The organism is Helicobacter sp. 13S00401-1, from assembly GCF_002272925.1.
GTDB lineage: Bacteria > Campylobacterota > Campylobacteria > Campylobacterales > Helicobacteraceae > Helicobacter_I.
Map to the genome: position 1 here is coordinate 98,038 of NZ_MLAR01000005.1, position 20,529 is coordinate 118,566.

Annotated in this window: 22 protein-coding genes; 18 read left to right on the forward strand and 4 right to left on the reverse strand. The window is 34.0% G+C overall.

Features of this window, described 5'->3' with window-relative positions; all coding sequences use genetic code 11:
• Positions 1-137: 137 nt before the first annotated feature.
• Together BKH43_RS04180 and BKH43_RS04185 are read right to left on the reverse strand one after the other, a co-directional pair.
• Positions 138-539: a hypothetical protein gene (locus tag BKH43_RS04180; RefSeq protein ID WP_095228884.1), complete on the reverse strand. Its 402-nt coding sequence runs from the start codon at positions 537-539 to the stop codon at positions 138-140.
• A 72-nt stretch (positions 540-611) separates the two neighbouring features.
• Complete coding sequence (locus BKH43_RS04185) at positions 612-4,037, reverse strand: MFS transporter (RefSeq protein WP_095228886.1); 3,426 nt, start codon at positions 4,035-4,037, stop codon at positions 612-614.
• Positions 4,038-4,369: 332 nt separating this feature from the next.
• Here BKH43_RS04185 and ccoN point away from each other — a divergent pair, with 332 nt between their 5' ends.
• From ccoN to BKH43_RS04240, 11 genes are all read left to right on the forward strand, one after another.
• Positions 4,370-5,833 (forward strand): cytochrome-c oxidase, cbb3-type subunit I, encoded by a 1,464-nt coding sequence (gene ccoN, locus BKH43_RS04190; protein ID WP_095228888.1) that lies wholly within the window; start codon positions 4,370-4,372, stop codon positions 5,831-5,833.
• Between the two features lie 12 nt (positions 5,834-5,845).
• The gene (ccoO, locus tag BKH43_RS04195; protein WP_095228890.1) at positions 5,846-6,529 is read left to right on the forward strand and encodes a cytochrome-c oxidase, cbb3-type subunit II; all 684 of its coding nucleotides are present in this window, start codon (positions 5,846-5,848) and stop codon (positions 6,527-6,529) included.
• Between the two features lie 19 nt (positions 6,530-6,548).
• Positions 6,549-6,773, forward strand: a complete 225-nt coding sequence (locus BKH43_RS04200) for a cytochrome c oxidase, cbb3-type, CcoQ subunit (protein WP_095228962.1) — start codon at positions 6,549-6,551, stop codon at positions 6,771-6,773.
• Complete coding sequence (gene ccoP / locus BKH43_RS04205) at positions 6,773-7,648, forward strand: cytochrome-c oxidase, cbb3-type subunit III (RefSeq protein WP_095228892.1); 876 nt, start codon at positions 6,773-6,775, stop codon at positions 7,646-7,648. Before BKH43_RS04200 ends, ccoP begins: the two co-directional genes overlap by 1 nt.
• Positions 7,649-7,658: 10 nt before the next feature.
• Positions 7,659-7,868 (forward strand): DUF4006 family protein, encoded by a 210-nt coding sequence (locus tag BKH43_RS04210; protein ID WP_172402307.1) that lies wholly within the window; start codon positions 7,659-7,661, stop codon positions 7,866-7,868.
• Between the two features lie 142 nt (positions 7,869-8,010).
• The gene (locus BKH43_RS04215) at positions 8,011-8,685 is read left to right on the forward strand and encodes a hypothetical protein (protein ID WP_095228896.1); all 675 of its coding nucleotides are present in this window, start codon (positions 8,011-8,013) and stop codon (positions 8,683-8,685) included.
• A 15-nt stretch (positions 8,686-8,700) separates the two neighbouring features.
• Positions 8,701-9,315 (forward strand): hypothetical protein, encoded by a 615-nt coding sequence (locus tag BKH43_RS04220; RefSeq protein WP_095228898.1) that lies wholly within the window; start codon positions 8,701-8,703, stop codon positions 9,313-9,315.
• A gap of 106 nt (positions 9,316-9,421) precedes the next feature.
• Positions 9,422-9,691: a hypothetical protein gene (locus tag BKH43_RS04225; RefSeq protein WP_143429029.1), complete on the forward strand. Its 270-nt coding sequence runs from the start codon at positions 9,422-9,424 to the stop codon at positions 9,689-9,691.
• A 10-nt stretch (positions 9,692-9,701) separates the two neighbouring features.
• Complete coding sequence (locus BKH43_RS04230) at positions 9,702-10,256, forward strand: hypothetical protein (protein WP_095228902.1); 555 nt, start codon at positions 9,702-9,704, stop codon at positions 10,254-10,256.
• Positions 10,246-10,650, forward strand: coding sequence for a hypothetical protein (locus BKH43_RS04235; RefSeq protein WP_095228904.1), 405 nt, complete (start codon positions 10,246-10,248; stop codon positions 10,648-10,650). The genes BKH43_RS04230 and BKH43_RS04235 overlap by 11 nt, the downstream gene beginning before the upstream one ends.
• On the forward strand, positions 10,631-11,542 hold the full coding sequence (locus BKH43_RS04240) for an ATPase, T2SS/T4P/T4SS family (protein ID WP_172402308.1): 912 nt from the start codon (positions 10,631-10,633) through the stop codon (positions 11,540-11,542). Before BKH43_RS04235 ends, BKH43_RS04240 begins: the two co-directional genes overlap by 20 nt.
• 217 nt (positions 11,543-11,759) lie before the next feature.
• On the opposite strand, the gene BKH43_RS08480 is transcribed toward BKH43_RS04240, so the two are convergent.
• Positions 11,760-11,903: a hypothetical protein gene (locus tag BKH43_RS08480; RefSeq protein ID WP_172402309.1), complete on the reverse strand. Its 144-nt coding sequence runs from the start codon at positions 11,901-11,903 to the stop codon at positions 11,760-11,762.
• A gap of 41 nt (positions 11,904-11,944) precedes the next feature.
• Positions 11,945-12,325: a group III truncated hemoglobin gene (locus BKH43_RS04245; protein WP_095228908.1), complete on the reverse strand. Its 381-nt coding sequence runs from the start codon at positions 12,323-12,325 to the stop codon at positions 11,945-11,947.
• A gap of 92 nt (positions 12,326-12,417) precedes the next feature.
• Between BKH43_RS04245 and BKH43_RS04250 the strand changes: the two genes are divergently transcribed.
• The 7 genes from BKH43_RS04250 to tyrS all read left to right on the forward strand — a co-directional run bounded on the left by BKH43_RS04250 (position 12,418) and on the right by tyrS (position 20,526).
• Entirely contained in the window at positions 12,418-12,921 is a 504-nt protein-coding gene (locus tag BKH43_RS04250) for a methylated-DNA--[protein]-cysteine S-methyltransferase (protein ID WP_095228910.1), read from the forward strand.
• A gap of 273 nt (positions 12,922-13,194) precedes the next feature.
• Positions 13,195-14,037: a hypothetical protein gene (locus BKH43_RS04255; RefSeq protein WP_095228912.1), complete on the forward strand. Its 843-nt coding sequence runs from the start codon at positions 13,195-13,197 to the stop codon at positions 14,035-14,037.
• Positions 14,038-14,075: 38 nt separating this feature from the next.
• Entirely contained in the window at positions 14,076-15,098 is a 1,023-nt protein-coding gene (pyrC, locus tag BKH43_RS04260; protein ID WP_095228914.1) for a dihydroorotase, read from the forward strand.
• Positions 15,095-16,378 (forward strand): exo-alpha-sialidase, encoded by a 1,284-nt coding sequence (locus BKH43_RS04265; RefSeq protein ID WP_095228916.1) that lies wholly within the window; start codon positions 15,095-15,097, stop codon positions 16,376-16,378. The genes pyrC and BKH43_RS04265 overlap by 4 nt, the downstream gene beginning before the upstream one ends.
• Before the next feature lie 506 nt (positions 16,379-16,884).
• A complete protein-coding gene (locus BKH43_RS04270; protein WP_095228918.1) occupies positions 16,885-17,112 on the forward strand; it encodes a DNA-directed RNA polymerase subunit omega in 228 nt (75 codons plus the stop codon).
• A gap of 26 nt (positions 17,113-17,138) precedes the next feature.
• Positions 17,139-19,286 (forward strand): RelA/SpoT family protein, encoded by a 2,148-nt coding sequence (locus BKH43_RS04275; protein ID WP_095228920.1) that lies wholly within the window; start codon positions 17,139-17,141, stop codon positions 19,284-19,286.
• A 16-nt stretch (positions 19,287-19,302) separates the two neighbouring features.
• Entirely contained in the window at positions 19,303-20,526 is a 1,224-nt protein-coding gene (tyrS, locus tag BKH43_RS04280; RefSeq protein WP_095228922.1) for a tyrosine--tRNA ligase, read from the forward strand.
• Positions 20,527-20,529: the final 3 nt, after the last annotated feature.

A 20,529-nucleotide genomic window follows, 5' to 3' on the forward strand; every position in this document is an offset into this window, starting at 1 on the left:
CCTTTAATATTACTATAGATATAAAAAAGAAAGTGCAATTTAAAGCCTTTATCACTACTAGATAAATGACTACTTGATGTGTTTATTAAAAAACAAGCTAGGTAGTTATGAAATCTTAGATCTCATAACTACTATATTTAACTATAAAAAGCGTTAGTAGTAAGGGCTATTATTGAAAAGATTAAAAGTATGATGGCCCATAAAAAGATCGCACCTAAAAGGCCAAAAGACTTAGCTCTTTTATCAGTTATCTTTTTAACTTTTCTTTCTATAGTAGAACCTATCCAGTATATGATATAAGCTACCATATAAACTACAGATATATCTAAAAATGCCCATGCAGCCCTTGAAGTCGCAAAGAATACAAAGATGATAAAGACCACTATGGCAAGATAAAAAATCCAAAGAAACACTTTAAAGCTTTTGGGCCTTGGAGTAAATATATCCTTACTTCGTCTTACTAAGTAAGATATGCCCCAGTATAAAAGAAATATGATGATGTATAAAAGCGCGATTAGGGTGATTATTGTCATAGTCATAGTTTCAGCCTTTGTGATTTTTGTTTTATTATTTTACATAACTTGCACGCTAATTGCATGAATAAAAAAGTTTTACTTTTTGTTTTGTGCTTTTTCATCTAACTCTAAAGCTAACTTTTTAGCCAAACTAATATTTACCTTACCACTTCCTAGTATAGGTATGCTTTCAACTACAAAATACTTACTAGGCTTGTAGATATTAGTTAAATTAGATGTTTTTATAAGCTCTATAAGCTCTTTATACCTCCCTTCACTATCTTGTATAAGCAAAGCTATAACTTCACCTTTTTTAGAATCTTCTAAAGCACAAGCGTGGATTTTTAACTCTAAGTTTTCTGGCATAAGTTTTATTATCTCTTCTTCTATAAGACTTAGGCTTATCATCTCGCCACCAGTTTTTACAAAGCGAGAATATCTATCTACTATATACAAGAATCCACACTCATCAAGGTAGCCTTTATCGCCGCTTTTATACCATTTGATTCCATCTTGAGTGATTATTACTTCATTAGTCTTTTCTTGGTCGTTTAGATAGCCTAACATAACTTGATGACCACCTATTAAGATAAGACCACTTTCTCTAGTAGCTAACTCTTTTAGCGTATCAGGGTCTACTATCCTTATAGCAGTTCCAGGCAGTGGCATGCCAACTGAACCTTCTTTACTCCCTATGTGGCAAACCCACTTAGTAGTATCAAACCTATCAGGGAGATTTACACTTGCTACAGGAGTGGTTTCAGTTGCCCCATATCCTTCTTGTATAGGCTTATTAAACTTTTTTAAGAATCTTGTTCTTACTTCAGGACTAAGTTTTTCAGCCCCTGCTACTACAAGGCGTAAAGATTCAAACATCATGGCATTTAGTGAAGGTGACTTAGAGTAGATATTAAAAAGCGTTGAAGTTCCACACATTATTGTTATCTTGTTTTTAGCTACGCATTTAGCTATCTCAAGTGCGTTTAGGGGATCAGGGTAGGTTACAAGTTTTATGCCATCTAATATAGGTAGTAAGGTAGTTACAGTTAGTCCAAAGGCGTGAAATGGTGGTAAAGATCCAAGCATAACATCGCTTTTGCTAGCATGTATAACATCTGAGGTTTGAGAGATATTACTCATTATATTAAAGTGGCTTAGCATGATACCTTTAGGTAGGTTTTCACTCCCACTACTAAAGAGTATGCAAGCACAGCTTTTAGTATCTTTTACTTTATTAAAAACTAGATTTAATATAAAAGTAGGCATAAGCTTAGCTAGGAGTATAAAGCTTAAAGCCTTAGCTTTTTGCTCTTTTATCTTTGCAAAAACTTCTTCCATATAAAAGTTTGTAGTAGTGTTTAAGTTAAGCTCTATACCTTTAAAGCTAAGTTTTTCTAAAAAGACTTTTGAAGTATAGATGTAGCTAATCTCAGCTAGCTTTATAGAATCACTTACATTCTTGTCTCCACCAGTAAAGTTTAGATTAACACTAGTTTTACCAGCTAGAAATATGGCCATATTACAAAGTATGCTTGCTATACCTGAAGGTAAAAGTACACCGATGTTTTGAGTGTCTTTTGGTATTTGCTTGCTTAAAAGTAGAGCTAGGGCTAAGATCTTTGTGTAGCTAAACTCACCAACCATGGAATCTATTATGGCTACTTCGCTGCCTCCTTTTTTAGAAGAGTATATAAAGGCCTTGGCTATATTAGGGAGATTATCACAGCGTGTACGCCAGGCCTTAAAAGATACTTCAAAAACTTTCTTTTTTATAAGTGAAGGAGGTGAGCTTAGGCTCATAGGATTTCCAAAAGCTATGCTTACAAGACGTTTCTTGTAGTGCTTGCGTCTTTGTTTAAATTCAGCATGTGACTTTGAAAAGCTACTTCCCCAAAGCCCACAGATATAAAAGGGGACTATAACTGGTTTAGATTCTATATCTCCTAGTTTTAAATACTCATCATCAAAGTCAGTTATATGGCCATTTAAAGACATCTCTTCACCTGAAAACATGCATACTATATGACCTTTTTCTAAAGTGGTTTTAACTTTTTGCAAGTAGTTAGTTTTAGTTTTATCTATAACGTTTGAACATCTTAAAAAAAGCTTTAAAAGCGTGTTTATATCTCTTGTGTCAAGTGCAAAAACTACCTTCCTAGGAACTGCCATTTGTACTATAGCCCAATCTATTAGCGAGAACTGATTCCCAAGTAAAAGCACACTTCCAGCCTTAGGGACTTTAAAAAAGTCTTTTACTATTAGCTTGTAGCGCTGGCCAAAGGTTAGATTTATAAGCAGTCTTGAAAGTGAAAAAGGCATCTTTACTATAACGCCAAAGGAGATTATGATACTACAAATAGTCATTATATTAAAAAGGATTCTAAGATCTAGCCTAGCTAGTGCAAAGATAAAAAATACAACTAATACTACTAGTGATACTAAGGCTTGTAAGAAATTAGAAGTAAGAAGGATTCTTCCTGCATTTTGCTTAGTTGAGTAAAACTGTAAAAGTGTATGCAAAGGAACTATTAAAAATGCCACCCCTAGCCCACAGATAAAAAAGCCTATATAAGGAGTGATATAAGTTTTCATTATAAGTAGTATTAAAGAAAGGCAAACTAGTATAAGACCAAGTGGTATAAGGCCTGTTTCTATATGGCTTTTAGAAAAACGTCCAGATATGATAGAGCCTAGCGTCATGCCTATGATACCTATTAAAAAGTATCTATCTAGTGCGCTATTACTTATGCTCAAAAGTCCAAAGTAAGAAAAAAGCGTGGCTATGATACCAGCAAATATACACATCCCAAGGGCAGGATAAAAAAGATGTTTATCTTTTAGCACTAAGTTAAGGTTTTCTTTTAAAAGCCTTCCTTTAAAGTATAAAGTCTTATCAAATTTAATCTTAGCAGTAGACCTTTTCATGCGCAGTTTATAAGTAAAAAACACTAGTAGGCAAGAGATAAAAAGTAGCAAGAGGGCTAAAGGCCAGATGGCATGAAGTAGTATGGAAATAGATTCTACTCCTAGAGGATAGATACCATTAAACAAAAAGCTAAAGATTAAGATGGCAAAAAATATAGAGGCTACAAAGCTAGCCCTAAAGATGCCATTACCCCAAGCTAGATATCTATCACCAACTAACTCTTTTAAGTGAACTTGTAAGGTTGGTAGTAAAATAGCACTTTGAAAACTAAGTACTAGTGAAAGAAAAAAACTTAGGTAAAAAAAACCTAACCATAAACTAAAAGTGATAACTACTAGTATAAAAACACTTATTACAGAAAGCACTCTGAGAAGCTTTGTTTTTGATACTGCATCTACTATAAAGCCTATAGGACTTAAAACTAGTAAAAAAGGAAGTATGATAAAAAGTGCTAGTAAGAAAAAAAGATAGAGAGCTCCATCAGTTTTTAGCAAAGCACTAAAAAGTAGTATCTTATAACTAGAGTCAATAAACATGCCTATAAAGGCAACTAAAATGATGGTGCTAAAGCCTTTTATCTTCCATATGTCTTTCAAGCATTTTTCCTATTATTAAAGCTGGTTTATGTTTTTATTTTACAGAATCTATTTTTAGAATCTAATCCCTAGCTATCTAGCTTGTGTAGGCTTTTTACAAGGGCTTGCAAAACTTCGCATCTTAAGTGTGAATTTTTGCACTATTTGCATGAAAACAAGATATTATATTCAAACGCTTAGTCATTTAGCATTAAGCTTAATCACTTTTCATTCATTTAAATGTTAATACTTAGTAAATATAGTTGCTACTTTTATGATTTTTTAAGTTACAGCTAATATTATTCGTATTACAATTGTTATTACGCTTATTGATTTTCACGAAGGAGATATAAATGCAAGAGGGTTCAAAACTAGAGTACGATTACTCCATTGCCAAATGGTTTTTGTACATAGCGTTGGTTACTGGCTTCATAGGTATGCTAATAGGTCTAGTTCTAGCGTTTGAGCTAGCCTATCCGGACCTAAACTATATAGCAGGTCAGTATTCGCTATTTGGAAGGCTTAGACCGCTTCACACAAACGTCATCATTTATGGGTTTACGTTAAGTGGTATTTGGGCTGCATGGTATTACATAGGGCAAAGAACTTTAAAGATTACTTATAATCAACATCCGTTCTTAAAGTTCATAGGTTACTTACACATAGTTCTTTATATCATTTTACTTATAGTTGCTATTGTTACTCTTTTTGATGGTTTAACACAGTCTAAAGAGTATGCAGAGCTAGACTGGCCAGTAGATATATTAGTTGTTATAGTGTGGATAGTATGGGGTATAAGTCTTTTTGGTTCTATGACTGTTAGACGCGAAAAGACGATTTATATATCACTTTGGTATTTTATAGCTACTTTTACAGCCATATCTATACTTTATATTTTTAACAACCTTGCTGTGCCTACTTACTTTGTAGCAGGTGTTGGAAGCTTCTGGCAGAGTATATCAATGTATGCAGGAACTAATGACGCTTTAATACAATGGTGGTGGGGACACAACGCTGTTGCGTTCGTATTTACTAGTGGTATCATTGCTTTAATTTATTACTTCTTACCTAAGGAATCTGGAAACCCAGTGTTCTCTTACAAACTTACACTTTTCTCTTTCTGGAGTTTGATGTTTGTTTATATTTGGGCTGGTGGTCACCACTTGATTTATTCAACTGTTCCAGATTGGGTACAAACTTTAGGTTCAGTCTTCTCTGTAATATTAATTCTTCCTTCATGGGGTACGGCTATAAACATGCTTCTTACTATGAGAGGTCAGTGGCATCAGTTGAAAGAATCTCCTTTGATTAAGTTCTTAGTTCTTGCATCAACTTTCTATATGCTTGCAACTTTGGAAGGTCCAATTCAGTCTATAAGATCTGTTAATGCACTTGCTCACTTTACAAACTGGATTATAGGTCACGTTCATGATGGTACATTAGGTTGGGTTGGCTTTACTATTATTGCTGGTCTTTATCACATGCTACCTAGAATGTTTAAAAGAGAGATTTACTCAAAAAATATTATTGAAATCCACTTCTGGATTATGACTATAGGTATAGTTTTCTACTTTGCAAGTATGTGGGTAGCTGGTATCGTTCAAGGTATGATGTGGAGAGATTTAACTCCTTATGGTGAGCTTAAATATTCCTTCATAGATACAGTGGTAGCAATACATCCTTACTATGTAATAAGGGCTATTGGTGGTACTTTATATCTAATTGGTTTCATAATGTTTATTTACAACGTAATAATGACTATAGTAGCGGCTAAAGAGCTTACAAAAGAGCCTCAATACGCTTCACCTATGGGTTGATAAGGAGAAAATATGTTTGCATGGTTAGAAAGAAATCCATTCTTTTTTACATTGGCTTTTGTGGTTGTTTTTTCCATAGCCGGGTTGGTGCAGATCTTGCCAGACTTTGCTAAGTCTTCAAGACCACTAGAGGGCCTTAGGCCCCTAACAGTACTTGAAACAGCAGGTCGTCAAGTGTATATAAAAGAGGGCTGCGTAAGTTGTCACTCTCAACTTATAAGAGACTTTAGAAGTGAGACTATGCGTTATGGTATGTATAGCTTAAGTGGTGAGTACGCTTATGATAGACCTTTCCTTTGGGGTTCTGAAAGAACTGGTCCTGATTTGCATAGGATAGGTGATAGTAGAAGTAGTGACTGGCATGCTAACCATATGTGGAATCCTAGATCTGTTGTCCCAGGTTCTATTATGCCTTCATACAAACACCTATATAGGATAAATACAGACTTTAATACTGCTTATGCAGAAGCTTATACTCAGAAAAAAGTCTTTAAAGTTCCTTATGATAAGCCAGGTGAAACAAAACTTGGAACATTGGATGAAGCCAAAAAAGAGTACATGAAAGATGCAGCAGAAGTCGTAGAAGAGATGAAAAATCCTATGATAGCAGCAAGCTTTAAAAAAGGTGAAGTGAAAGAGGTAGTTGCACTAATTGCCTATCTAAATAGCTTAGGGCAAAAAAGATTAGGCAAGTAAAGGATAGTTCATGACGTTGATGGTGGATGGATTTAACCTACTTGGTAGAGAGAGTATTTATATAGCTGTTACAGTTTTATTGGTGATTTTCTTATATGCCTATATAGTCTACTTATATAGAGCACAAAGAAAGGGTCTTGTTGATTATGAAAAGTATTCTAACCTCGTATTAAATGATGATATAAATGATGAGTTGCTAGAAAGCAGAACTAACAGGAAAGACAAAAAGAGAGGAGAAAAATAATGGGCTGGTTAAGTGATCATATAAATTTAATGAGCTTTATAGCAGCAATAGTTATTTTGGTGCTAACTATTGTCATTTCTGGTTTTTATATTAATCAGATGAAAACTAGCAAAGCAGAGGGTGTATTAGGAGATCATGAGTGGGATGGCATCAAAGAGTTTAACAACAACATCCCAACTGGATGGCTTTTATCTATATTTGTTTTAATTTTATGGGCTATATGGTATATGTTTTTTGGATATCCACTTAATAGCTACTCTGAAATTGGTGAGTACAACAAAGAAGTAAGAGATTACAACGCTAGATTTGCCGAGCTTCATAAAAACATGACTACTGCTCAGTATCAAGAGATGGGACAAGAAATATTTTTAGTTCAGTGTGCTTCATGCCACGGTTTAACTGCAGAAGGTATAGATGGTAAAGCGCAAAACCTAACTAGATGGGGTAAAGTAGAAGGCATCATGGATACTATAACTCATGGTAGTAAAGGTTTAGGTTTCATGGCGGGAGAGATGCCAGCTGGTCTTTTAACTAAAGAAAGTGATAAAAGAGCAGTTGCTGAGTATGTTATGAGTGATCTTGTAAAAGATACAAGCACAAAATACGATCTAGCTGTAGTTGCACAAGGAAAACAAATCTTTGCTAATACATGTGCTGCATGCCATGGTGTTGATGGTAAAGGTGATGGCGGCGGTGTTGCAGGTTTTGCGGCTGATTTAACTCAGTATGCTAAGTTTTCATTCTTGCAACATGTCTTAACACATGGAAAGCATGGAGAGATAGGAAAGATGCCAAGCTTCCAGTATCTTAACTTCTCAGATGTTCAGATAAAAGCTTTGGATGCATTTATAGCTTCTAAAAAACCACTTGAGTAAGGAGATAACTGTGTTAGATGGAAAATTTGGATTAAACGGATATGTCGGATTCATAATAGCAGTGCTAATTGTTGTAATCGGTGCGATAATTGTCGGATGGGGTGCAATTTATGTTCAAAGAAAAAATGCAACTGATTATTACACTATCAACACTTCATCATTGCAAATGAAAAGCGTAGATAACAAAAATGCAATTACTTACCATAAAGTAAAGGAGTAACAAAATGAAACCAAAATCTAAACTCAAATTAACTGGATTAGAAAAATTAGTTGCCTTCTCATTATTCGCCATAGCGATAATAAGCATAATTGTGGCTTTAGTGCCTGATTATCTATTACATGCGGTATAAGCGATATAAGTTTTGAAAAGATACATTACGTGCATACTTTTTTTAGTATGCACCTTCTTTTACAATCCTTTTTTGCAGGCACAAGACTCAAACCAAGATAAACCGTATAAGGACTTCGTTATAGGTGATCAAGCACTTATAAAAGGTGGACTAAAAGGTATAGATACTATCTCTGGTGAGCTAAGAGATAAGACTGGTTTTTCTGTGTATCTATCTTTGGTTGACAAAACTCCTTCTTATGTAAAAACTGGAGCTACTTTAAGTGACCAAAGTTTAAAGCAAGCCTTTGAAAATAGGCGAATCTATGAGGATAAGGTCATTAGAAGACTAAACTCTCCTTATGCGATTATATTTTTCTATAAGCAAGACTATAAAATATCTGTAAGAAGCGATGGTGGTTTTTTAGATCCTAATGAGCTACTAGAAGACTACGCTTATCCTTATTTGCCTTTAAATAATGAAAAACCTATACCAAAAGAAGAGAAAATTGACTATTCTTTGTTTAACTTATACTCTGCGATTGTGCAAAGAAGCGCAAAGCACTATGGAGTAAAAGTGGAATCTGCTTTTAACCCCTCAGATAAACCTGAGGGTATTGTAAAGTGGTTACTGTATTTGATGCTTATCGTCTTGGTTGGCCTATTTTTATATGGAACTTATAAAAGCAAACAAAGAAAGAAGGCATAGTTTAAAAGGATATAGATGAACAAGAAGACTTACTGGCCTATTGGCATTATAGGTATTATCATTGTGGGCATAATTTTTATCGTGCTTATTATTTATGCTTCAACAAAGCAGCCAATAGAGACTAATAGTAACTATGGTCTATCTAAAGACTATGTAGATCATAACATCAATAAAATGCTTAAGATGCAGTATGCGTTTGAAAAGAGCTATCATGTATATGGTGGAAGCTTAGATGGAAGTGAAGTTGGCTATGATAGACTAAAAACTCCATACTTCAGTGTTGATCAAAGAAGCTTTGAACACATAGGTAGGAAGTTTGATGAAAAACTTCATCACAGTATCCTTACTAGTAGTGATGATGTGATATATCTAAAACTAGAGCCACAAACTAAAACTCCAGCAGTAAAGATAGAATCTATTTACTTAAAGCTTTCTAGAATAGATACTAACATAGACCTAGATTATGATATGTTACAAGATAAGACTAATCCAAACATCTACACTATCGCAGTTAAAGATCTTACAAAGCTTGGTAGATATGATGGAGTTTTTACTATTAAGTATAAATTAGATGGTAAAGAGCACTATATAACTTATCAAAAAACTTTTTATCATAATGAAGAGTTTTAGGTCTTTTATCACAAAGGCATTAAATCTTTTTAAAATCATTTCTTTAACTAGTTTTGATTTTAAAAAAACTCCTCCCTTCTCTAGAGGCTTTAAGCAAGCTTTTATCATGCCAGATCTAATTTATGCACTAATAATTACTGCTCTAAGTTATTACACTATCTTTTTGTTACAGTCTCATATCACTAACGCACTAAGCCTACCTCTTTTTACTAATAATATGCAAGCAAAAGAAGCACTCTTAAAAGAAGTAGCATCAAATAGCGCTTTAAGCACTAAGCAAACCACGGCTAATGCCCTAAGTTTTGAAGTAAAAAACTATAGTGTTTTAGTTGGGAATGAAAGTTTAAACTACATCAAGTTTGAAAGCATAGATTAAAGGTTAAGATATGCTAAAAGTGATACTTGCTAAAGTCTATAGTTACAAAAGAAGATCTAAGATACAGAGCTTTAGTCCAGCTTTTTCCATGCTAGAAGCACTTTTAGCCATTATAGTTATAGCTGTAATTGGCGTAGGAGTGACTAAAAGCACTATAGCCTTAAAGCTTCAAAATGCCGCTATTAGTCTTCATACCACAGAGCAAGGAAGGCTAGCACAAACCCATATGCTTTTAAGCAACTATCTAGTAGATGCCCTTCCAACCTCATTAAAGCAAGACTTAAATAGACTTGAGTGGGAAGGCTATGAAGACTTGTATTTAAAACCACAGGCTAATAAGCCCTTTTTAGATTCTAAGCCTATATTAGTTCCTCACCTACTAGAGTTTAAAAAAGGTAGCCTTTTTTTAGATGATGCCCTCTTGCTTAGTAATGTTGCAAAGTTTGAAACACACTTAGAATCTACTCCACTATCAAATGACACCAAGGCTCTTTACATTGAGGTTTGCAATAAGTTTTGCCTAAGTGATAGAGTGGTTTTACATGGAGTTTACATTGAGCTTTAAAAGCACTTTTGGATTTAAAAAAGGCTTTGCTAGTATTTATGCCCTAGTTATAGCTTTAAGTATAAGCCTAGTTGTTATATCCTCACTTCATATTAGCTATCAAAGAAAAGAAGACGCCCTAGCCTTGCACATACACTCTCAGTCAAAACTTTATATATCTAGTCTTAAAGATATGGCATTACTTTGTTTAAGAAAGTATGACTTAAATACTTGTGCGACCAACACGCTTAGTCTTAGCCCCCACTTTACAGGAAGCTACTTTGTTAATAGACTAGATTCTAAAAGCTTACTACTAGATATAGTTATAGAATCTAAAAGCCCGCTTAGCACGCATAACCTCCGTACAATTAAACGTTTTATACTAAAGGATGAAGATGGAAAACTTACTACTTAAGGCCTTGCAAAAAGGTGCTAGTGACTTACATATCAGTAAAGATGGGATTTACTTTAGGGTTAATAAGGAGCTTTTAAAACAAGATATTTCCATAGATCTAGAAAGTTTTATTTTCACTTTAAAACAAAACTATGCTTTAGAACTTCATAAAAGTAAGACTATAAGGCTAAAAGAAGTGCAGCTAAGGGCTAGTCTTTATAAGTCACAAGATAGTCTTTCTCTTGCTTTAAGAATCTTATCACCTAAGATACCAAGCTTTGAAACTCTAGGTTTGCCAGTTGTTATGAGCAGCATTTGTAGTAAGTTAGAAGGACTAGTCCTAGTTTGCGGGGCAACAGGTAGTGGTAAAAGTAGCACTGTAGCCTCTATGATAGATTATATAAACACCAACTTTAACAAGCACATATTAACTATAGAAGACCCAGTAGAGTATGTGCACGCTAATAAAAACTCACTTATTAGTCAGAGGGAGGTTGGAGTTGATGTAAGCAGCTTTGAAGAGGGCTTAAGTACATCTTTGCGTCAAGATCCTGATGTGATAGTTATAGGTGAGATACTAAGCCCTAGCATATTGAAAGAAGCCATTATGCTTTCTTTAAGTGGGCATCTTGTGATAAGTACCTTTCATGCAAGCGATGCAGTAAGTGCCATACTTAGAATCCTAGGAAGCTTTAAAAATGATATGCGTGTTAATCTAGCCGATAGTCTTAATGCCTTAATATGCCAAAGACTACTTTTAAAAGATGATGCTATGAGGCTAGAGTGTGAGATCTTAGTTAATACTACTGCTATTAAGTCACTCATTAAAGATGATAAAGTTTCTCAAATACACTCTCAGATAGCTATGGGTAGGGAGTTTGGCATGCAGAGCTTTAAAGATTCTAAGTCTTAAAAATATGGATTTTTAAAAACTTAGATACATGAAGTAAGCTTTTTCAAAGAAGTTTCACTTTCAAGAAAACTTCACTTTCAAGGAAGCTGACGCTTTGTTTAAAAGAAAACATATAGGCAAGAAAAAATAAAAAAAAGAGACTATTAGAATAAAGATTTAGTCAATCTTGCAAAAAGAGTAATCTTACCTATGATATAGATGCTATTTTCTAGGCAGCTTATTTAAAGATTCTATATATTTTATAGAATATAACTAGCACTATAACCACAAAGCAAAGTATGGTAACAGTTTGGTTGATATTACTAAAGACGCCTATTAAGGCTAGGATTCCTATAACTGCAAGTATGATATTTTGCTTCATGTTGTGCCTCTAAGTGCTTTGTTATTTAGTTCTATTTTAACCTAGTGAGGGAACTCATACATCATCTTTTGGAATCTACTAGCTATCATGTTTGCTCTATCTAGGATTTTTTTCTTAGGAGCTTCTTCATAGATCTCATCTAAAGACTTTTCAAAAAGACCTAGCCACTCAGCAAATCTCTCTCTTGGAAAAGGTTTTAGCTCTAAGTGTACTTTTAAAGGAAGGCCATTATAAGTATCTTCCCCTAAAAGCATGTGACGCCAAAAGTTTGCTATCTTTATCTTGTGTGCTTCCCAGCTAGCTTCATCAGTACCTACAACCTCATTAAATATAGCGCCTAAGTGCTCATCTTTTCTAATGCGCGCATAAAAGTTATCCATAAGTGTTTTTATATTTTCTGGTGTTATTTCTGTTTGTTTCATATGTGTGCTCCTTTTAAATATCTTTAAGCTTATATAAAATTTTAAACTTTATATACTACATAAATCAATTTATACCAACTAAAGGCAAAAAAATGGCTTGTTTAATATGTGAAAGTCCTATAGGCAAGATAGTTTTAGTAGGCAAGGAAAGATTAGAATCTTTATCTGTGTTTAAAGAAAAAGATGAACTAGATAGCCTTGAGCTAGAAAGATATAAACTAGAAGAAGATAAGACTAATCCTCTTTTATTAGAAACCAAAAAAGAACTAGATGCTTACTTTAAAGGAAGACTTAAAAGCTTTAGCGTGCCTTTAGATCTTAAAGGTAGCCCTTTTACACTTTCAGTTTATAAGGCTCTTTTAAATGTAAAATATGGTGAAGTAGTAAGCTATAAAGATATAGCTTGTGCTATAAATAATCCTAGGGCATGCCGTGCTGTTGGGAATGCAAACTCTAAAAACCCAATTTCTATAATAGTTCCTTGTCATAGGATAGTTGCTTTTAATATGGGCTTAGGAGGCTATGCCTATGGACTTGATATGAAACGCTTTTTACTTAAGCTTGAAGGAGCAAACTTTAAAGGGCTAATAGGTTAATAAATACTATAAAAATAAGTCTTAGAATCTAAAAATGATGCAATTTTAAACATAAAAGTACTTGTGAGTGGTCATTTAACATTACATCTATATACTTGTAATGTGAAACTTTATATAATGTGACCTTGCATAAAATATCTTTAAGGTATAAAACTTAAATTTGCTTCTTAAAAAATGGCAAAGTCTTAATAAAGTGCATATTAGAATCTAAAAAGATTTTGCAAAGCTAGTACTTATCTCAAGGCAAATCATAAAACACACTCTAGGCAGGCTATGAAGCATAATATAATAATTAGCTCTTATACATTTTTTGTGCTATCACTTTTTACCATCCTAGCGCTTTTAGCCTCAGAGTTCACCACAACTTTTTCTCAGCTTTTTGCCCTTCTTAGTAAAAATGGCAGGATATATGATGTATTTTCCATGATTATTTGTATATTTGGCATAGTTGGTATTTTTAATACAGCCTTTTTTATCTACAAACGCAAAGACTTAGAATCTAAAAAGGCAGTTACTATCCTAACTATAGCTAGTGTGCTTTCTTTTATCCTTTTAGTCTTTTTGTTTTTTCATCTTTTAGAGCATGCAAAAAGCGTAGTTGTTAATGAGATAAGTGTAGAAGATGATATAAGATTTTATAAGTTTACAAGCTATGCTGTTTCATTAAATGGAATCTTATTTTTCCTAGGCTTTATCTTTTTTGTACTTTTACCAGTGCTTTATCGCCTAGTCTCACTTGATCTTAATCTAAGTTCGCGCACCGGGAGACTTTTAAGCATACTAGAACCTAATAAAACTACTATCATCATCTTTTTGTGTGCTGCTATCTTAGAGCCAAGCTTTGCTTTTTCAGATAGATTTTTTTATATAGATTCTGTTTTGTTTTTGATTGGAGCTATCATGTTTTTAGTGATGGCTTTTATGAAAAGGGCTAATTTTCGCTTCTATGACTATGTAAATATAGTCATGCTTTCTTTAACTATCTTAGTCATATTAGTAAGTGTTAATGCCATGTCAAATAGTGATTTTTATAATGCAAGATTTTGCTTTCTTATACTTGGCTTTGTTAGCTGGACTTCTAGTTGGATAAACTTTTTACTAAAAGAGGAAAGCTAAAAGATATAATCTTAAATCAACTTTAAGGATTAAACCACATGGAAAGTATAACTTTAAAAAACCCCCTTGATATGCACCTTCATCTAAGAGAAGGAGAGATGCTAAGAGCTGTGCTTCCTTATACTGCAAAGCCTTTTACTCTAGCCTTAGTTATGCCTAATTTAAAAACACCACTTATACATACTAATCTAGTTAAAGATTACGAAAAAGGGATCTTAAATCTAAGTAAGGATGATAATTTTACTCCTTTAATGTCTTTGTATATAAGCAGCAAGCTTAGTAAAGTTGACTTAGATGAGGCAAAACATAAGGGTGTTAAGATCTTAAAGCTTTACCCAAAAGGAGCTACTACTAACTCTGCTCTTGGAGTTGGTGATGTGTTAGATTCTAAACTTTTAGAGCTTTTAGGCTATGCTGAAGGTCTAGGCTTTATACTTAGTATACATGGTGAAAGTGGTGGTTTTAGTATGGAGAGGGAGGCTGAGTTTCACCCAGTTTTTAAAGAGCTAGCCACTAGCTTTCCAAAACTAAAAATTATCATAGAACATATGAGTGATAGACGATCAATCAAGCTTATAGAAACTCATCCAAACATCTATGCAACTTTAACGCCTCACCATATAAGCATGACACTAGATGATGTTATAGGAGGGAGTCTTAATCCTCACCATTTTTGTAAACCTGTGTTAAAAACTAGGGCTGATAGAGAAGCGCTTTTAGAACTAGCTTTAAGTGCTAACCCTAAAATTAGTTTTGGGTCAGATTCTGCACCTCATACTATAGAAGCTAAATTAAATGGTGCTGCAGGCATTTTCAATGCACCTTCTATACTTCCTTTTTTATGTACTCTTTTTGGTAAGCATGATAAGTTAGAAAACCTACAAAGCTTTATAAGTGATAATGCAGTTAGGATTTATAACCTAAGCTTCAAAAAAGATAAGTTTGTGACTTTAGAAAAAGATGAGTTTTTAGTACCAGATTCTATCCACTCTTCACTAGGGGATGTAAAAGTACTTTTTGGTGGCACTAAGTTAGAGTATAAGATAAAAGCGATCGTATGAGGCATATAGTTTTTTATGTTCTTTTGGCTATTGTCGCATTTGGAGGGATGCTTTATTACACAGTTACTAAGGACTTGCACTTTGAAGATGTTAGTGCTAGTGGCACTAAGGTAGTTACTAAGCTAGAAAAGTCAAAAAGTTATATTAATGTCTCTTATATCAAAGGCACAACCCATGTAGTACATAGTCCTAGTATATCTAGACTTGATAATAGCTCTTATCTAGTAGGCTTTTTTGGTGGGAGTAGGGAAGGAGGAAAAGACGTAAAGATCTATGCTTCTATCTTTTATCCAAAGCAGTATTCTTATCATATAGATAAAAGCCTTTACTCCTCAGATGCTAACTCTGATAGACACTCTAAAGTCTTGCCCATCTTAGATAGGATGACTTTAAGACTAGAATCTAAACACTACATAGCCAAACTTGGTAATCCTGTACTTTTTACCAAAGGAGATATGGTTTATCTAAGTGTAGTAGCCCCTAGCTTTGGAGGCTGGGGCACGGCTAGAATCTATCTTTTATCTGCATCTATATCTGATATAAAAGACTACTTTGAAGGCAAGATACATAAAAGTCCTTTTAGGCTAGTAAACCACTTTTTGCTTTCAAGCTTTTTTAATCTTAGTCATTTAGTAAGGACTAGCCCAGTAGAACTAGATTCTAATAGGACGCTTTTTCCCCTTTACTTTGAGATGGGTAGAAAGCTACCACTTTTAGCAGTACTAGATTTTAAGCTTAATATTTCTGAGCTTTTAAGGCCAACTATGATTCCTTATTTGCTTCAGCCTTCAGTAGTGCCATTTGATAAGTACAGCTGCATAGTTGCTTATAGAAATGGCTCTCACGTGGCTAATCCTAAGCTCTATCTTCAAACTTGCCAAACTCATAATGGAACACTTAGCTTTGGAGTGCCTTATGAAAGTGCTATTAATAACTTTGATTCTTCTATAGCACTTTTTAATCTTAATCATATAGTTGCTATGGTTTATAACGAAGTAGATAACGCAGATGCTAGTAAGCTTAGTACAAGTGCTGAAAAAAATATGAGGGCTACTTTATCTTTAGCGCTATTTGATGGTAAAGACTTTGTAAAAGTTGACACACTTGCTTATAGACCAAAGGGTCATGCTAGCTATCCTAGCACTATAACTAATGGTGATTATGTTTATATAGTTTTTAATGATAGCGATAAAAGCATAGGAGTGATAAGTATGAACACTAAATACTTACAAGATAAAGAAAAGCTAGTAAGTCCTGCTCCTGCTCCTCCTAGCCCCTAATCTCCCATCTTGCACTTAAAGCACTAGCTATCAAGCTAGTCTTAAAAGTGCCTTAAATAAGGCTTAAAAATGCCTTTCATTTAGCCCATTTAATGGGCAGTTATTTTGCGTGGATAAATAACCATAATTTTTTAAGCCAAAGGCATTCTTTTTTTTGTTTCGTGGTGCAAAGATCACAAAAAAAAGTAAGCAGTAGTGTGAATGTGTGATTTTTCAAAGAAGCTTCATTTTTAAGGAAACTTGCGCTTTCAAGGAAGCTTCGTTTTCAAGGAAGCTTCGCTTTGGTTAGAGAAAAACACACAAATAATAAATAATGCAAAAAAAGAAAGTGTTGAAATAAAGATTTAGTTAATAGTGTAAAGAGATTGGAGCTATCTATAAAAAACTTAGAATCTTCTTTTTAAGTATAGATTTAGCTTTTTTGTGCATCTTGTCTTTGTCCCTTAAGCTTTAAAGTAATAAACTTTTGATAGAATATCAGCTTTACTTTATATAAAGGTTTGCACATGGATCACATTTCAAGAAGTGAAGAAATCACAGCTAGGGCCTTAGAGCAAGTAGACAACGATAGATACAAGCTCGCAAACTTAATCTTTGCTAGAGTAAAAGAGATAAAAAAAGGTGCGCTTCCTTTAATACCTGCTGACTTAAGCATAGATAAACTGCCAGATATCGCCTTACAAGAGATAGCAGATGGGCTTATAGGCATAGAGAGAATAGATAACAACATCTAAAACATCATACTAGTTGAAGGAAAAAAGTGCTTGAGTTTTTTAAAACCCTACAAGAGATAAAAAGCATAGAGGGCTCTTTACTTCAACTTCAGTCTTTACATGAGTTCACGCCTAAGATCACACTTGCTATAGAAACAGCTACTAAATTTCATGAACATCAACTTAGAAAGTCTGGTATCCCCTACGTCATACATCCAATTTGTGTTTCTTCATTAGTAGCCTTTTATGGAGGCGATGAAGCCATGATATGTGCTAGTTTGCTTCATGATGTAGTTGAAGATACACTTTGTGATATAGACTATATCTATGCAAACTTTGGCGAGGCAGTAGGGGACTTAGTAGATGCTTTAACTAAAATAGTTGAGATAAGAAACGAAGAGATACCTTCAGCGCAAAATAATGAAAAAATGACTGCTCACGCTCTTTCTTTTAGAAAGATGCTTATAGCTAGTATAAAAGATGCAAGGGTGCTTGCTATAAAGATATGCGATCGTATGCATAATATGCTAACGCTTGATGCTTTATCTACTAAAAAGCAAATTAGGATAAGTGAAGAAACCTTAGTAGTTTATGCGCCAATCGCCCATAGACTTGGAATCTCAAGTCTAAAAAATGAGCTTGAAGATAGAAGTTTTTACTACATCTATACAGATGAGTACAAAAAGATAGAATCTTACTTGCAAGAACAGCGTCAAGATCTAGAACTAAAGCTTAATAGTTTCACACAAACTATAAGCAAGATGCTTTTAAAAGAGGGCTTTTTAAGCGATGACTTTAAGATTCAAAGTAGGGTTAAAAGGCCTTACTCCATCTATCTAAAGATGCAAAGAAAGGGCATAAGTATAGATGAGATGTTAGACTTACTAGCTGTGCGTGTGATAGTTAAAACTCCACTTGATTGCTATAAGGTACTAGGCATAGTACATCTTAACTTAAAGCCTATCCCTTCACGTATAAAAGACTATATAGCCTTGCCTAAAGAAAATGGATATCAAACTATACACACTACAGTTTTTGAAGGTGCTTCAGTTTATGAGATACAGATAAGAACTTTTGACATGCATAAAAGTGCAGAGTATGGTGTAGCAGCACACTGGAAGTATAAAACTGGTGGGATAAATCCTAGCATGGACTGGTTGCAAAATATGCAGTACAGTGATAACTCTATAGAAGAGTTTTATGAGCTAGCTACTAATGAGCTTTATAGAGAAGATATAGTTGTGTTTTCTCCTAAGGGTGATACTGTTACCTTGCCTGTAAACTCAGTAGCACTTGATTATGCCTATGCTATACATAGTAAGCTAGGGGATTATGCAAAAGAAGCCTATGTAAACTATCAAAAAGCCTCTTTGCTTCAAAAGCTAAAAAGTGGAGATATAGTTAATATAGTCACTGATAAAGAAACTACAGCAAGATGTACTTGGATAGATTCTGTGCGTACTTCAAAGGCAAAAAGTCGTATGAGAATCTTGTGTAATAATAAAATAAAAGACATAGATAAAAAAAGTGTAGTAAACATGCTTGCTACTATCTTTAATAGAGAGCATTCCTTGTTTGAAGACTACATAAAAGAGCATGGTTTAGAAGAAAAAAGCACTAGGGCAGTTGCTGATATAGCCTATCTAAAAGATCTTCGTAATCAGATAAAAGACGCTTATAAGCTTGATTCTGGCTTTTTTTCTAAGATGAAGTTTACTTCTATAAAATTAAAGCCTTTAGTTTTTGATAACTTAGTGCTTTTTACTAATAGGACTATTAACCAAACTACTTTTGATTACTGTTGTCATCCAAAGTATGGAGATTCTATAGTTGCTATTAAGTCTGGACAAAAAGTTATAGTCCATCATAAGATGTGTGATAAAGCAAATGAAGAAATTAATAATAAAGCAAGTCAAGTTTTTGTAAAATGGGCGACTAATACTAAAGTCGCTTATAAGATTTTAGTAGCTTTTGAAGATAAGGTTGGAGTTTTAGGTGACTTTTTGGCCTCTCTTGGTAGACTTCAAGCCAATGTTTTAAAAGTGAACTATGACTCTTATAAAAAGCAGTTTCAAACTCTAGCTGAGGTTATATTTGAAGCAGATAGTCAAAATATAAGAGAGATAAAGCTAAACATAACTAGAAGATATAAGATTGTGGAGTTTAGTAGTTTAAAAGACGCATATCAAAATTAAATATAAGGATGTAGCATTGGATGATAAGGTAAGATTTGCATTAAACGAGATTAAAAGAGGCTGTGTAGACTTCATAGGAGAAGAGTATATAGAATCTTTAATATCAAAGTTTTATGAGACAAATCAAAGATACAAAGTAAAAGCAGGCTTTGATCCAACAGCTCCTGACTTACACTTGGGCCATAGCGTGCTTTTAAGAAAACTTGCTACTTTTCAAAAGTATGGTGGCTTTGTGCAGTTTTTGATAGGTGATTTTACGGCTATGATAGGTGATCCAACAGGTAAAAGTAAGACTAGAAAAACGCTTAGCAAGGAAGAAGTTTTAGAAAACGCTAAGACTTATGAAAGTCAAGTTTTTAAGATTTTAGACCCAAGCCTTACAGAAGTTTGTTTTAATAGCACTTGGCTTTCAAAGATGGATGCAGCAGCTTTTTTAGGCTTAAGCTCACGTTTTTCTGTGGCCAGGATGATAGAAAGAGATGACTTTAGTAAGCGTTTTAAAGAAAATGAGCCTATAAGTATAGTTGAGTTTATGTATCCACTTTTACAAGGCTATGATTCTGTAGCACTAGATTGTGATCTTGAGCTTGGAGGAAATGATCAAAAATTCAACCTTTTAGTAGGTAGGACTTTGCAAAGAAGCTATGAGTGCAAAAAAGAACAAAGTATCTTAACCATGCCACTTTTAGAAGGCCTAGATGGAAAACAAAAAATGTCTAAAAGTCTAAATAACTACATAGCTTTGCAAGATGCACCTAATGATATGTATGCAAAGGTGCTAAGTATAAGTGATGAGTTAATGTGGCGTTATTATGAACTTTTAAGCGCAAAAGATCTAGACTCCATACGCATTTTAAAAAATGACGTAGACAGTGGTAAACTTCATCCTAAGATTGTAAAAGAGAATCTTGCCCTAGAGTTAGTTAGCTCTTACTATAATAAGGATCTAGCTTTAGAAGCAAAAGATAGCTTTGATAGCGTTTTTAGTAAGAATGAGATTCCAACAGACTTAGAAGTTATAGAATCTACTGAAGGGATATGGATCTGTAAACTCTTAGTTGATGCAGGCCTTGTGCCTTCTACGTCTCAAGCTAGACGTGATATAAAAGCGGGTGCTTTAAAGATAGATGGAGAGAAGATAAGTGATGAAAATCTTAAGCTATCTCCTGGGAGCTTTATAGTACAAATAGGAAAGAGAAAGTTTATCAAGGTTAATATAGCCGAGAATAATGTTAGGTGATAT

What these genes read in the sequence shown, in the direction of transcription:
- ccoP (WP_095228892.1), top strand. Translation starts at nt 6,773, where the DNA reads ATGGGCTGGTTAAGTGATCATATAAATTTAATGAGCTTTATAGCAGCA.
- BKH43_RS04230 (WP_095228902.1), top strand. Translation starts at nt 9,702, where the DNA reads ATGCTAAAAGTGATACTTGCTAAAGTCTATAGTTACAAAAGAAGATCT.
- BKH43_RS08480 (WP_172402309.1), bottom strand. Translation starts at nt 11,903, where the DNA reads ATGAAGCAAAATATCATACTTGCAGTTATAGGAATCCTAGCCTTAATA.
- BKH43_RS04200 (WP_095228962.1), top strand. Translation starts at nt 6,549, where the DNA reads ATGGTGGATGGATTTAACCTACTTGGTAGAGAGAGTATTTATATAGCT.
- pyrC (WP_095228914.1), top strand. Translation starts at nt 14,076, where the DNA reads ATGGAAAGTATAACTTTAAAAAACCCCCTTGATATGCACCTTCATCTA.
- BKH43_RS04250 (WP_095228910.1), top strand. Translation starts at nt 12,418, where the DNA reads ATGGCTTGTTTAATATGTGAAAGTCCTATAGGCAAGATAGTTTTAGTA.
- ccoO (WP_095228890.1), top strand. Translation starts at nt 5,846, where the DNA reads ATGTTTGCATGGTTAGAAAGAAATCCATTCTTTTTTACATTGGCTTTT.
- BKH43_RS04265 (WP_095228916.1), top strand. Translation starts at nt 15,095, where the DNA reads ATGAGGCATATAGTTTTTTATGTTCTTTTGGCTATTGTCGCATTTGGA.
- BKH43_RS04180 (WP_095228884.1), bottom strand. Translation starts at nt 539, where the DNA reads ATGACTATGACAATAATCACCCTAATCGCGCTTTTATACATCATCATA.
- BKH43_RS04245 (WP_095228908.1), bottom strand. Translation starts at nt 12,325, where the DNA reads ATGAAACAAACAGAAATAACACCAGAAAATATAAAAACACTTATGGAT.
- ccoN (WP_095228888.1), top strand. Translation starts at nt 4,370, where the DNA reads ATGCAAGAGGGTTCAAAACTAGAGTACGATTACTCCATTGCCAAATGG.
- BKH43_RS04255 (WP_095228912.1), top strand. Translation starts at nt 13,195, where the DNA reads ATGAAGCATAATATAATAATTAGCTCTTATACATTTTTTGTGCTATCA.
- BKH43_RS04270 (WP_095228918.1), top strand. Translation starts at nt 16,885, where the DNA reads ATGGATCACATTTCAAGAAGTGAAGAAATCACAGCTAGGGCCTTAGAG.
- BKH43_RS04220 (WP_095228898.1), top strand. Translation starts at nt 8,701, where the DNA reads ATGAACAAGAAGACTTACTGGCCTATTGGCATTATAGGTATTATCATT.
- BKH43_RS04225 (WP_143429029.1), top strand. Translation starts at nt 9,422, where the DNA reads ATGCCAGATCTAATTTATGCACTAATAATTACTGCTCTAAGTTATTAC.
- BKH43_RS04240 (WP_172402308.1), top strand. Translation starts at nt 10,631, where the DNA reads ATGGAAAACTTACTACTTAAGGCCTTGCAAAAAGGTGCTAGTGACTTA.